This is a genomic window from Rhodanobacter sp. FW106-PBR-R2A-2-24, from assembly GCF_058789615.1.
This window is the reverse complement of the sequence record NZ_JBYTBV010000002.1, coordinates 1,192,115-1,204,987: the sequence shown is the minus strand read 5'-3', so window position 1 is coordinate 1,204,987 and position 12,873 is coordinate 1,192,115. Positions and strand designations below refer to the sequence as shown.

Here is a 12,873-nt window from a genome sequence, read left to right as displayed (position 1 = left end):
GTCGGGCGCCGGGCGGAGACGTGGAGTGGGAGTGGGAGTGGTCACGACGTGGACGGTCGCGGCGGACGGGACGCCCCGGTGCATCGGACAACGCGTAGTTCACGAGCCATGCGGTTATGCCCCAGGTGGTCACGGTACGGCAACCATCCACGGCAGGCCTGGGAGTCCGGGTCTGCGTGGCGGCTCGCCGTGGCTCCCGGGTCGCGTCAGCGGGTGCAAGCTCGTGCTGGCGGCGGCGTGGGGACGGCGGGCCGCAGGCAGCCTAGCACGGATTTGTACAAGAAATTAACGGGCGAAATTTCCGGCGGAACGTGCCTGTCGGCAGTGGGCGGCGGCCGGCGGCGTCAGTCCCCGGTGTCATCCGTCAGTAAGAAATCGGTGAACTGGAAACGCCCGTCGCGCAGCACCGTTTCACCCTGTCGCAGCGCCAGCGGGCGGCGGAACAGCGGGCCGCCGCAGGCCAGGGTGTGGAACTCGCCGCGCTCGCCGCAGGGGTCGACGCCGGCGGGCAGGGCGTCGAGCAGGGCATCGTCGAAGGTGTGGCCGCAGAAGCTGGCGGCGAGTTGTTGCGTGTCCACGCAGCACAGGCGGGCGGCATGTCCTGCGGCCACGAAGCGGCGCGACAAGGTGGCGGTGTCCTCGCCCCAAAGCGGGAATACCGCCTGCCAGCCGTCGCGCGCCAGCTGGCGTTCGCGATAGGCGCGCACGTCGGCGAGGAACAGGTCGCCGAAGGCGCAGTGCCTGATGCCGGGCCAGCGCAGGCGTGTCTCCGCCAGCGCCTGGGCGTGCGCTTCCTCGTAGGCCGTGTTGCTGCCCGGCCAGTCCATCATCACCTCCACCAGCGGCAAGGCCAGCGCCTCGGCCTGCGCCTGCAACACCGCGCGACGGATGCCGTGCATGGCTACGCGCTGGTGGCTGCGGTTGACCGTGCTGAGCAGGCCGACTACCCGCCAGGCCGGATCGGCGCGCAGGCGCGTGAGTGCCATCAGGCAGTCCTTGCCGCCGCTCCAGGCGAGCAGGATGGGAGTGGGCGTGGCGTTCATCGTGCGCGGCTTCCGCAGGCAGGGCAGCGGTTATTGTCGCCATCGCGGCCGGGCAATTCACCCCCTGCGGGCGCGCACCGTGCGCTGCGCATCGACAGTGGCGGCAGGCAACCGCTATAAAGACTGCCGATCAGGCGGTGGAGAACGTGCGGCAAGGCGCATGCCCCGCCGCCGTTTTTCCGGGAGCAGGCAGTGAGCGAAGAAATCCTGATCAACGTGACCCCGCGCGAGACGCGGGTGGGCGTGGTCGAAAACGGCATGTTGCAGGAAGTGCACGTGGAGCGCGCCTCGAAGCGCGGCTACGTGGGCAACATCTACAAGGGCCGGGTGCAGCGGGTGATGCCGGGCATGCAGGCCGCTTTCGTGGAGATCGGTCTGGGCCGCGCCGCTTTTTTGCATGCCGCGGACATCGTGCGCCCGCCGCTGGCCGAAGGCGCCGAGCCGGCCGGCAACGGGCACGGTCACACGCCGTCGATCAGCGAGCTGCTGCACGAGGGCCAGGAGATCGTGGTGCAGGTGGTGAAGGATCCGATCGGCAGCAAGGGCGCGCGGCTGTCCGCCCACCTGTCGATCCCTTCGCGCTACCTGGTGCTGTTGCCCTACGCGCACACGCTGGGGATCTCCGCACGCATCGAGGACGAGGCCGCGCGCGTGCGCCTGCGCGAGGTGCTGGTACCGCTGATCGGCGAGCAGCCGCTGGGTTACATCGTGCGCACCAATGCCGAAGGGCAGAGCGCGGAGGCGCTGGCCTTCGACGTCACCTATCTGGGCAAGGTGTGGCGCGTGGTGCAGGAGAACGTCGCCAAAGCCAAGGTGGGCGAGCGCGTCTACGAGGAACTCTCGCTGCCGCTGCGCAGCCTGCGCGACATGCTGAACGAGGGCATCGAGAAGGTGCGCGTGGATTCGCGCGAAACCTTCGACAAGGTGGTCAAGTTCGTGCACAAGTTCATGCCCAGCCTGGATGATCGCGTCGAGCATTACGACGGCGAGCGGCCGATCTTCGACCTGTACAGCGTGGAGGACGAGATCCAGCACGCGCTGAAGAAGGAGGTGCCGCTGAAGTCGGGCGGCTACCTGGTGGTGGATCAGACCGAGGCGATGACCACCATCGACGTCAACACCGGGGCGTATGTGGGCACGCGCAACCTGGAGGAAACCGTCTACCGCACCAACCTCGAAGCCGCGCAGGCGGCGGCGCGCCAGCTGCGGCTGCGCAACCTCGGCGGCATCATCATCATCGACTTCATCGACATGGTGGACGAGGAGCACAAGCGGCAGGTGCTGCGCATGCTGTCCAAGGGGCTGGCGCGCGACCACGCCAAGACCACGGTGTATCCGATGTCCTCGTTGGGCTTGGTCGAAATGACCCGCAAGCGCACCACCGAGAGCCTGGCACGCCAGCTGTGCGAGCCCTGCCCGGCCTGCGGCGGGCGCGGCGCGATCAAGACCGCCGAGACGGTGACCTACGAGATCTTCCGCGAGATCACCCGCGCGGTGCGCCAGTTCAATGCCGAGAAACTCCTGGTGATGGCGCATCCCGCCGTGGTGAACCGCATTCTGGAAGAAGAGTCCAGCGCGGTGGCCGAACTGGAGGAGTTCATCTCCAAAAGCATACGCTTCCAGGCCGAAGAGCATTATTCGCAGGAACAGTTTGATGTGGTCTTGCTGTAAATCCGAGCACCAAGCGGCCGCGCGATGATGAAGGCTGTCCTGCAACGACGGCTTCAAATCGGCATGCGCGCGCTGGGTTGGGTCGTGGGCGTGGTGCTGATTACGCTGGCGGTGCTGATGGCGCTGGCGCAGCTGCTTCAGCCGCTGGTGCTGCGCCATCCCGACTGGGTGGCGCGCGAGCTGTCGGAAAAGCTCCATCGCCCGGTGAGCTTTGCCAGGCTGGATGGCTACTGGGCATCTGGCGGCCCGCTGTTCGAACTGCGCGATGTGGTGGTGGGCGTGCCACCGGGCGAAGCGGGCACGCCGGTACGGTTGCCGCGTGCGCAGGTGTGGCTGGACATCGGCCGCGGCTGGCTGCCGGCGCGGCATCTGCTCAATCTGCGCGTCAGCGGCTTGCAGCTCGATCTGGCGCGCGGCAAGGATGGCCGCTGGCGGGTGGATGGCATCGGCAGTGGTGGCGATTCGCAGCCGGCGGATTTCGGCCGCCTCTCGATAGCGCTGCAACTGGACGACCTGCATCTGGCCATCCGCGACGACGCCACCGGCAAGCAGGCCAAGGTGCTGGCCGAGGCGGTGCGGCTGACGCGGCAGGGGCGGGAGATTCGCGTGGGCTTGCGCCTGCGCCGCGAGGGTGCCACCGGCGTGCTGCAAGGCGCGGGACGCTTTCGCGATGACGGCAGCAGCGGGCGGCTGTGGCTGGCCGGGCAACGGCTCGATCTGGCCGCGCTGACGGCGAGCCTCGATCTGGACGGCCGCACGGTGCAGGCGGGGCAGGGCGACGTGGCCGCCTGGCTGGATTGGCAAGATGGCCGGGTGCAGCGCAGCTTCCTGCGCATCAACCTGCACGGTGTGCGCATGGCCACCGCCAGTGGCGCGCATGTCAATGTGCCGATGCTCAAGGGCGAGGCCGACCTCAGCCGCAGCGCGGATGGTTACATCTTGCGCTGGGCCGGTGCGGACAAGGGCGCGCTGGCGCTGTGGCTGCATCAGCCCGGTACGCCGCGGTTCAACGTGCAGGCGGTGGCGCGCGAGTTGCCCATCGCGCCGCTGCTGCCGTGGCTGGGCCTCGTGCCCCAACTGCCGCCGGCACTGGCCAACTGGGTGGGCACGGGCCAGCCGCGCGGGCAGTTGGATCACGCGGCGCTGGCATGGTCGCAGGCCGGCGGGCTGGCACGCCTCGATGCCACATTCAGCGGCCTGGGCATCGGCGCGGCGGGCCATATTCCGGGCGTGAGCGGTCTGGCCGGCATCGTGCGCGGCGACGCCGAGGCGATATCGCTCAGCCTCGCCGGGCAGGGCGCCACGGTGGATGCGCGGCCCACCTTCCGGCAGCCCTTCGTGTTCTCGAAACTGGCCGGCACGCTGGCGTTGTGGCACGCGGGTGACGACTGGCATCTGGGCATCGACCCACTGGATTTCGAAGGTCAGGGCTACGGCGGCCAGGCGCGCGGCGAGGTTCGCTTCCACGATGCCGGCGGCGCGCCCTTCCTCGACATCTACGCCAGCATCGACCATGGCGAGGTGCCCGCCGCCAAGCTGTTCTGGCCGGTGAGCGTGATGCCGGCCGGTACCGTGCAATGGCTGGATCGCGCGCTGGAAGCCGGCACGCTCGATCACGCTGACGCGCTGGTGCGCGGCGATCTGAAAGACTGGCCGTTCCGCCACAACGAAGGCCGCTTCGAGGCGCGCGCGCAGCTGAGCGGCCTGCGCCTGCGCTATGCGCCCGATTGGCCGGCGGCCACCAACATCCACGCCACCGCCAGCTTCATCGACAACGGCATGTTGGTGGAGGCCGACGGCGGCGATTCGCTGGGCGTGGCGGCGGACAAGGTGGTGGCGCTGATTCCCGATTTCGGCGCTGGCCTGCTCGACCTCAACGTGGATGGCCACGGCAGCGCGGCCAATCTGTTGGGCTTCGTCGCCAAGAGTCCGATTGGCCGCGCGCAGGCCAAGCTGCTTTCCACGCTGAAGTTGGCGGGCAGCGGCAGCTTCGGCTTTCATCTCGCCCTGCCGCTGGGCGTGCCCGGGCAGTTCCGGCTGGCCGGCCATGCGCAGCTGAAGAACGTGGACGTGAGCCAGGGCGACTGGTCGCTCAAGCTCGATCAACTCAGCGGCCCGGCCAGCTTCGATGGCGGCGGCTTCCACGCCGGCCCGCTGGAAGGCCGCTTCCACGGCCAGAACGCACAGGTCGACCTCGCTATCGCCGATGCCACGGGCGATCCCGCCACGGCGCTGGCGGCGCACCTCACCGGCGCCTTCCGCCTCGATGAGCTCACCCAGGGCTACCCGTCGCTGGACTGGCTGAATCCGCTGGGCAACGGGCGCAGCCTGTTCGACCTCGGCTTCCGGCTGGCGCGGCCCGCGGGTGGTGGCGAGCTCACGCAGACCCTCAGCGTGGATACCAACCTGGTCGGCATGGCGCTCACCGCGCCGGTGCCGCTGGCCAAGTCCGCCACCACGGCGTTGCCGCTGCACCTCACGCTGGGCCTGCCGCTGGCCGGCGGCGATCTCAAGGTGGCGCTGGGCGAGGTGGCGCGCGGCCATTTGCGCCTGGCCAATGGCAAGCAGCCGCTGGCCGGCACCCTGGCCTTCGGCGCGCAGATGCCGGCTGAACTGCCGGCGCAGGGCCTGCGCATCCGCGGCCATGCGGCGAAGCTCGACGTCACCGGCTGGGTGCAGCAAGCCGTCGCGCTCAGCGCGGGCGGCGCCGGCGCGGGCGGCGGGCCGCAGTTGGAGAGCGTGGACGTGGGCACCGACCACGCCGAGTGGTTCGGCCGTCCGCTGGGCGCCATGACGCTGCACGTTGCACCCAAGCCCGACGCCTTGCAGGTGGATGTGGAAGGCGCCCTGCTGGCCGGGCACTTCAGCGTGCCCAACCGCGAGCTGGACAAGCGCGGCATCACCGCCCGCCTCGATCGTCTGTACTGGCCCGGCAACCCGCCGGCGTCGCCCGGCGCGGCCGGTAACGCGGTGGCCGAAAACCCCGCCGCCACCGGCATCAATCCGGCTGCGTTGCCGCCCTTCCACCTGTGGGTGGGCGAGCTGCGCTTCGGCGAGGCGAAACTGGGCGAGGCGCGCCTGGAAACCTGGCCCACCGACCAGGGCATGCACATCGACCAGTTGCGCGCGCTCTCGCCCAGCGTGCAGCTCACCGGCAGCGGCGACTGGAACGGGTCGGCCGCCGACAGTCACACCACCATGCGCGTGCGCTTCGCCGCCGACGACCTGGGCAAGATGCTGAACGCCTTCGGCTACAACGGCCTGGTCAGCGGCGGCAAGACCGACGATGAACTCGATGCCAGCTGGCCGGGGGCGCCCTCGTCCTTCAACCTGGCTAACGCCACCGGCACGCTCGCCGTCCATGTCGACGATGGCCGCATCCCCGAGGTGGGGCCGGGCATGGGGCGGCTGTTCGGCCTGGTCTCGCTGGCCGAGCTGCCGCGCCGGCTCACGCTGGATTTCGGCGACGTGTTCGGCAAGGGGCTGGGCTTCGACGCCATCAAGGGCCACTTCCGCCTCGCCGACGGCAATGCCACCACCAACGACCTCGTCATCAAGGGGCCGGCCGCGCAAATCAGCATCACCGGCCGCACCGGCTTGCGCACCAAGGACTACGACCAGGAAGTGATCGTGCTGCCGCACGTGGGCAACAGCCTGCCGGTGATCGGTGCGGTGGTGGCGGGGCCGGTGGGCGTTGCCGCCGGCCTCGCCGTGCAGGGCATTCTCGGCAAGGGGCTCAACAAGACCGCCGGCAACCGCTACCGAGTCACCGGCAGCTGGGACAAACCGGTGATGACCCTGGTGGAAAAACACGCCGTGCCGCCGCCGGCGGTGCAGCCGCCGCTGTTGCCCGAGCCGGAGCGTCGCCCGGCCGTCACCACGCCGCTGCATGAGTCGTCGTCGCAACCCGCCGGCGCGTCGTCGTCGCCGTGACCAGGAGCCCCTCTCCCGCAAGCGGGCGAGGGGAGCAAAACAACGCGGCTTTGATTTCGCGTCCCGAACCCCCATCCTTTCCATTACCACCGCAGCGACCCGAAAACCCATGGATTCCCTCATCGCGCAAGCCCAGAGCCGCCTGCTCACCCCCGGCAGCCTCACTACCGGTGACCTGGAGCGCGTGTTCGCGCAGCTGATGGGGCCGTCCATCGACGCGGCGGATCTGTATTTCCAGCATTCGCGCAGCGAGTCGTGGACGCTGGAGGAGGGCATCGTCAAGGACGGCAGCCATTCCATTGAACAGGGCGTGGGCGTGCGCGCGATCTCCGGCGAGAAGACTGGCTTCGCCTACTCCGACGAGATCGTGCTGCCGCAGCTGCTTGAGGCCTCGAAGGCCGCGCGCGCCATCGCACAGGATGGCCGCGGTGCCGGCCAGCCGCTGGCGCTGGCTGGCGGCCGGCAGCTGTATCCCGCCATCGACCCGGTGGAAAGCCTGCCCAACCCCGACAAGATCGCCCTGCTGCGCGAGGTGGATGCCTACGCGCGTTCGCGCGATCCGCGCATCACCCAGGTGATCGTGAGCCTGGCCGCCACGCTGGACACCGTGTTGATCGCCGCCAGCGACGGCACGCTCGCCGCCGACGTGCGCCCGCTGGTGCGTCTGAACGTGCAGGTGATCGCTGAACAAGGCGGCCGCCGCGAGCAGGGCTACGCCGGCGGCGGCGGACGTTACAGCTACCGCGAGCTGATCGAGAACGGCCGCGCGCTGGCATTCGCCGACGAGGCGGTGCGTCAGGCGCTGGTGAATCTCGACGCCGTCGACGCCCCTGCCGGCCAGATGACCGTGGTGCTCGGCCCCGGCTGGCCCGGCGTGCTGCTGCACGAAGCCATCGGTCACGGTCTGGAAGGCGACTTCAACCGCAAGGGTAGCTCCGCCTTCGCCGGCCGGCTGGGTCAGCGCGTGGCCGCGCCCGGCGTCACCGTGGTCGACGACGGCACGCTGCCCGGCCGTCGCGGTTCGCTCAGCGTGGACGACGAAGGCACGCCGACGAACTGCACCGTGCTGATCGAGGACGGCATCTTGAAGGGCTACATGCAGGACAAGCTCAACGCGCGCCTGATGGGCATGGCGCCCACCGGCAACGGCCGCCGCGAATCCTTCACCGCACTGCCGATGCCGCGCATGACCAACACCTACATGCGCAGCGGCAACGCCGACCCCGAGGAAATCATCCGCTCGGTGAGGAAGGGCCTCTACGCGCCGAACTTCGGCGGTGGCCAGGTGGACATCACCAACGGCAAGTTCGTGTTCTCCGCCAGCGAGGCCTACCTGATCGAGGACGGCAAAATCACCGCCCCGGTGAAGGGCGCCACCCTGATCGGCAGCGGCCCCGACGTGCTCACCCGCGTCTCCATGATCGGCAACGACATGAAGCTCGACGAAGGCGTGGGCATCTGCGGCAAGGACGGCCAGAGCGTGCCGGTGGGCGTGGGCCAGCCCACGCTGAAGATCGATGCGATGACGGTGGGTGGGACGGCGTCCTGACCAGCGCGCCGCTGAAGCAGCGCACCCTGTCCACCAGGGACTTCCTTCGATCGTGCGAGATGCTGCTGTCCGCTGATGCGTGCATCCACCACGATCAGGCAGGTACCAGCCGCCGTCCTTGTCACGGCGTCACATTACGTCGCTGCTTCTCGCAGGAGCCCGCATCGCTGGCGATGCTCCAGGCGTTCCCGAACTTCTGCATCCCTCGCACGAAGGCCTTCGCTTACTTTTAAGACCCTTCAACCCGCTTCATGGATTGGTGAAATAGAGTTCTGAACTGCTGCACTCGGCGCAATCGCGGTAAAACTGGTTGCCTGCCTTGCGCAGGCGTGGCGTGTGCCCGGGCAGACAGGTGAACTTGATTGACGTGTTGGTTTGGCACTGGGTGCACTTGAAGTAGTAGCTGTACCTGCCATACAGGATGCTGCCTGTGCAGCTCTGACACTTCTTGCACTGAGGGCCGCTGGTGGCAGATTTCGTCGGGACAGGCAGCGTTGTGGGTTTCGCGGGTTCGACTGGATTCAAGGTGTCCGGTTCGGCCATGTGCAACGCGGGAACCGCCGTCGGCTTGCTGGCGGGTGTCGATATGCCGCTGCCAGTGGAAGGTATCGACCACGCGGTAGGCCGATGCAAGTTGACCAACTGCTGCGCCACGTCGCGTATCGTGTCGCCAGAGACGATTTTTGCCGCGGTCTTGATCAGGCCGACCAGCGCGTTTTCCTTGTCGATGTCGCGCCAGATGCGTTCCTTGATCTGATCGGCCTTGATCACGCGGCTGGTGTCGAGTTTCTTCGGTCGATCGATTCTCGCCGCGGGTGAAACCAGTACGATTGTATGGAACGCAAAGGTGATGCGCAGGCCAAGCCGCGTGGGTAGCTCCAGCGTGCTCATCGCGTCGCGCAGCACGGCAATGTGCCGTTCGTTTTGCAGTAGCGGCGACGGCATGCCTTCGTAGGTGTGCTTGTAATCGTTCCAGCGCATGAACTCGCCGTCTTCGGTGATCTTGATGCCGGCGTGGAAATGCTTGGACTCCAGCACGTAGCACTCCATCCAGCGATTGATCAGCAGGTGGTCGATCTGCGCCGTGCGGCCGTTGTGCTCCAAGCGCAGGTCGTGGATCAAGGCCCAGTTGGGAGAGGTCGCAAAGTGAAAGTCGAGCAGGTACGCCGATTCGGCCTCACCCTTGAGACCAGCCTTGCGCATGGCGAGATCCGTCGCAGCGCGCTTCGCTTCCGAGCTGGCGCCCGCCTTGGCCAATCGTTCGAGCTGTGTCAGTTCTTCGGCGTGATCGTCAGCTTGTTTAATCAACATGGTCTGCTTTCCTTGGCGGATGGCTTCGAAGGCGGATGCGCATAGAGCAGGCGTCGTCGTTCCGGAGTGCGATGTTCGCACCGGCACTTCAACGAGCAGTTATCGCTTGAAACAGTGCTCTCGGTGCCAGGCCAGATAAGTCGCATGTGGTCGCAGGTCGGGATTGGCGGGGACCCGCAGTTTTCGATCCGGCAGAATCAGTTTATCCAGATCATCGGGAACGCCATGCGGCGAGAGCAGGATGCTGTAGTCGTCGGTAAAGGTAAGCAGGCCCCGGTCGAACAACCAATGAGCGGTGCCCGTGAGGGCGATGCCGTTGCGAACGGTATCTGGGCCGTCTGCCTCTACCGAGCGGATATGCGCGGCCTGAACTTCGGGGCGACCGCCGCCGTTGATCAGGCGAAGGCCGGTAATTGCGCAGGGCGGTTTCAAGGTCCACGTGCAACATGATCAATGAATTGTTCCGGCGCTTGCTTCGGCGAGCCTCAGGTGGTCGTTGTAGACCTCCAGCGGGGTACGGAATTGATGACGCTTTCGCGGTCGGGTGTTGAGGCTGAGGGCGATCTGGTTGAGCTCGTCCTGGCTGTAGACCGACAGGTCGGTGCCCTTGGGCAGGTACTGTCGAAGCAGGCCATTGGTGTTCTCGTTGCTGCCGCGCTGCCAGGGGCTGTGCGGGTCGGCGAAGTACACCTGCACGCCGGTACGCAAGGTCAGGGCGTCGTGGTAGCTCATCTCCTTACCCTGGTCGTATGTCAGCGTCTTGCGCAAGGCTTCAGGGATGCTCTTCAGCGCCTTGCCAAAACTCTCCAGTACGTCGGCTGCGCTGGCGCTGCTCATCTTGGCCAGCACCACGAAGCCGCTGGTGCGTTCGACCAGTGTCCCCACGGACGAACGGTTGCCGGCGCCCTTGATCAGGTCGCCCTCCCAGTGTCCGGGAATCAAGCGATCCGCCACTTCCGGTGGACGTACGTGGATGCTCTGCATGTTCGGTATCTGGCCGCGTCGATCCATCCCGCGCGTGCGTGGCTTGCGCGTGCTGCGGCCTTGGCGCAGGCAGTCGATCAACTCCTTGCGCAGTTCGCCGCGCGGCACCAGGTACACCGCGGTGTAGATCGTTTCGTGAGACACCCGATAGCTCGCCGCGTCAGGAAAGGCCCTCGCCAGTATCCCGGCGATCTGCTCCGGCGACCAGCGTGCCCGCAACAGCGCCTGCACGGTTTCCCACAGCGCAGGGTCGTCCAGTTTTCGCGTCACGCGCGGTTTGCTCCGGCATTCCCGACTACGCTGATGCGCCGCCTGCGCCTTGTAGTTCGCCGGGTCGACACGTGCCCGGCGGCGCTCGCGACTGATCGTGCTCGTCGCACGTCCCAGCGAGCGGCCAATGGCACGCAGGCTGTCACCCGCCTCCAAGCGGCGCTGAATCTCCACTCGCTCTTCCAGGGTCAGTTCGTTGTACGTTCTCATCGCAACAGCCTATGTCAGAATCGGCAAGGTGTTGCACGTGGAGTTTGAGACGGCCCAGGTATTTGCATAAGCGTTACGAACGTGACGCCGGAACGCGGTGTCGCGGAATTTGCGTAGGCTGACCTGTTCTACGATGGGGCGAGCGACGTACTCTGGTACGGGTTCAGCCACCCTGTTTGCCAATTCCCAAGGTTGGGGTTGTGCATACAAGCCGGCTTGTGCGATTCGCTCGAATTCTTCCCGGGGAATCAGGCGAACGGATCGACCGAAAGCGCCTTTGTTGGTCGATCCATCTGCTTTTTGCAGGACCGACTCCCGGTATTCCGCTCCTTCGCGGAACGTGATGACTTGGTCGAACTCTAGAAAGTCACGCACCTGTGCATAGTAATGGTCAGCCCGAACAGGATCCGGTGTGATCGCTGTGACTTGAGCGATGGCGAAGTACGCCTGCCGGCCTCCGGTGCCGCTTGAGTTGGTGGAACGCCGTGGCTCGTAGTAAATGATCCAGTCGCCAACGGCCTCTTCGACCTGACGCAGATAAGTGCGGGGAAAGTGGTAATGGCGTTCGATGAGGTCATCGTAAGCAGAGCTTTCCGAAGCGGTGAATATGGCGTTGGTCATCCTGGTTCTCCCGTGTCGGCCAGATTACCAGGAGTGGTTGCGCTTCGAGATTTGCTGCCCGTTGCGCGCAAGGCTTTCGGCCTTGCGCTTGGGAGTTTTTCGCTTGCGCGCGGGGCCGGATTGGTGGCGGGCGAGGGTTGCCGGCTTGCGCTCGGGACGGAATGCCTTGCGGTTGGGGTTGGTGTACTGGCCGCTCGGGTGGAGAGCGTCGCGGACGGATGCCTTGGTGTGGCGCATGGCGTGCCTGTCGTCGTGAGTCCCGGGCCGGGGCGGCAAGCCGGGTTCGGGTCGCGAGCACCGCCGACGCCAAACCCGTAAAATAGCCGCCTCGCATGGGCTTGCCGCCCGCTCAGGATCATTCCCCGCATGAACATCATCGAAGGCGATTTCGCCACGCCCAAGGGCCGTTTTGCCATCGTCGCGGGCCGTTTCAACGGCTTCGTCGTGGAGCCGCTGGTGGCCGGGGCGCGCGACGCGCTGCTGCGCCATGGCGTGGCGGACGAGGCCATCGACCTGGTGCGCGTGCCGGGCGCCTGGGAGATCGCGCTGGCCGCGCACAAGCTGGCCAGCTCGGGCAAGTACGCGGCGGTGATCGCGCTGGGCGCGGTGATCCGCGGCGCCACGCCGCATTTCGACTACGTGGCCGGCGAATGCGCCAAGGGCCTGGCCAAGGCCGCGCTGGATGCCGGGGTGCCGGTGGCATTCGGCGTGCTCACCACCGACAGCATCGAGCAGGCCATCGAGCGCGCCGGCACCAAGGCCGGCAACAAGGGCGCCGACGCGGCGATGGCCGCGCTGGAGATGGTCAACCTGTACGGCCAGCTGTGATGCATACCAAACCCGAGGGCATCGACCTGGCTGCGCGCTCGCGTGCCCGCCGCCGCGCGTTGCAGGCGCTGTACGCGTGGCAGCTCTCCGGCAGTCACATGGACGCGGTGATCGAGCAGTTCCGCCACGAGCAGGACATGGAAGTGGCCGACCTCGGCTACTTCGAGGATCTGCTGAACGGCGTTGAGGCCCACGTGGCCGAGCTGGATGCGGCGTTGCGGCCGTACCTTGATCGCGAGGTGGCCGAGGTCGATCCGATCGAGCGTGCCGCGCTGCGCCTGGCGGCCTACGAGCTGAAGCACCGGCTCGACGTGCCGTACCGCGTGGTCATCAACGAGGCCATCGAGGTCACCAAGCGTTTTGGCGCCGACCACGGCCACAGCTACGTCAACGGCGTGCTGGACAAGCTCGCCGGCGCCCTGCGCGGGGCCGAGAAGCAAGCCGGTCGCTGAG

The 12,873-nt window shown here is 67.1% G+C and carries 11 protein-coding genes; 5 read left to right on the top strand and 6 right to left on the bottom strand.

Annotated elements, in window-relative coordinates:
* Nucleotides 1–344 precede the first annotated feature (344 nt).
* Entirely contained in the window at nt 345–1,043 is a 699-nt protein-coding gene (locus AC3WQA_RS06740; RefSeq protein ID WP_492674300.1) for a Dph6-related ATP pyrophosphatase, read from the bottom strand.
* A 192-nt stretch (nt 1,044–1,235) separates the two neighbouring features.
* On the opposite strand from AC3WQA_RS06740, the gene rng reads away from it, so the two are divergent.
* From rng to tldD, 3 genes are all read left to right on the top strand, one after another.
* A complete protein-coding gene (rng, locus tag AC3WQA_RS06735) occupies nt 1,236–2,714 on the top strand; it encodes a ribonuclease G (protein WP_492674299.1) in 1,479 nt (492 codons plus the stop codon).
* Between the two features lie 24 nt (nt 2,715–2,738).
* Complete coding sequence (locus AC3WQA_RS06730) at nt 2,739–6,647, top strand: YhdP family protein (protein WP_492674298.1); 3,909 nt, start codon at nt 2,739–2,741, stop codon at nt 6,645–6,647.
* A gap of 109 nt (nt 6,648–6,756) precedes the next feature.
* Nucleotides 6,757–8,196: a metalloprotease TldD gene (tldD, locus tag AC3WQA_RS06725; RefSeq protein ID WP_492674297.1), complete on the top strand. Its 1,440-nt coding sequence runs from the start codon at nt 6,757–6,759 to the stop codon at nt 8,194–8,196.
* Nucleotides 8,197–8,445: 249 nt separating this feature from the next.
* On the opposite strand, the gene AC3WQA_RS06720 is transcribed toward tldD, so the two are convergent.
* The 5 genes from AC3WQA_RS06720 to AC3WQA_RS06700 form a co-directional block, all read right to left on the bottom strand.
* The gene (locus AC3WQA_RS06720; protein ID WP_492674296.1) at nt 8,446–9,507 is read right to left on the bottom strand and encodes a nuclease-related domain-containing protein; all 1,062 of its coding nucleotides are present in this window, start codon (nt 9,505–9,507) and stop codon (nt 8,446–8,448) included.
* Nucleotides 9,508–9,606: 99 nt separating this feature from the next.
* On the bottom strand, nt 9,607–9,939 hold the full coding sequence (locus tag AC3WQA_RS06715) for an HNH endonuclease (protein WP_492674295.1): 333 nt from the start codon (nt 9,937–9,939) through the stop codon (nt 9,607–9,609).
* An 18-nt stretch (nt 9,940–9,957) separates the two neighbouring features.
* Entirely contained in the window at nt 9,958–10,971 is a 1,014-nt protein-coding gene (locus AC3WQA_RS06710) for an IS30 family transposase (protein WP_492673427.1), read from the bottom strand.
* Nucleotides 10,972–10,980: 9 nt separating this feature from the next.
* Nucleotides 10,981–11,592 (bottom strand): hypothetical protein, encoded by a 612-nt coding sequence (locus tag AC3WQA_RS06705; protein WP_492674294.1) that lies wholly within the window; start codon nt 11,590–11,592, stop codon nt 10,981–10,983.
* A gap of 24 nt (nt 11,593–11,616) precedes the next feature.
* Nucleotides 11,617–11,829: a hypothetical protein gene (locus tag AC3WQA_RS06700; protein ID WP_492674293.1), complete on the bottom strand. Its 213-nt coding sequence runs from the start codon at nt 11,827–11,829 to the stop codon at nt 11,617–11,619.
* 129 nt (nt 11,830–11,958) lie between these two features.
* Here AC3WQA_RS06700 and ribH point away from each other — a divergent pair, with 129 nt between their 5' ends.
* Nucleotides 11,959–12,420 (top strand): 6,7-dimethyl-8-ribityllumazine synthase, encoded by a 462-nt coding sequence (gene ribH, locus AC3WQA_RS06695; protein WP_492674292.1) that lies wholly within the window; start codon nt 11,959–11,961, stop codon nt 12,418–12,420.
* On the top strand, nt 12,420–12,872 hold the full coding sequence (nusB, locus tag AC3WQA_RS06690; RefSeq protein WP_492674291.1) for a transcription antitermination factor NusB: 453 nt from the start codon (nt 12,420–12,422) through the stop codon (nt 12,870–12,872). The genes ribH and nusB overlap by 1 nt, the downstream gene beginning before the upstream one ends.
* Nucleotide 12,873: the final 1 nt, after the last annotated feature.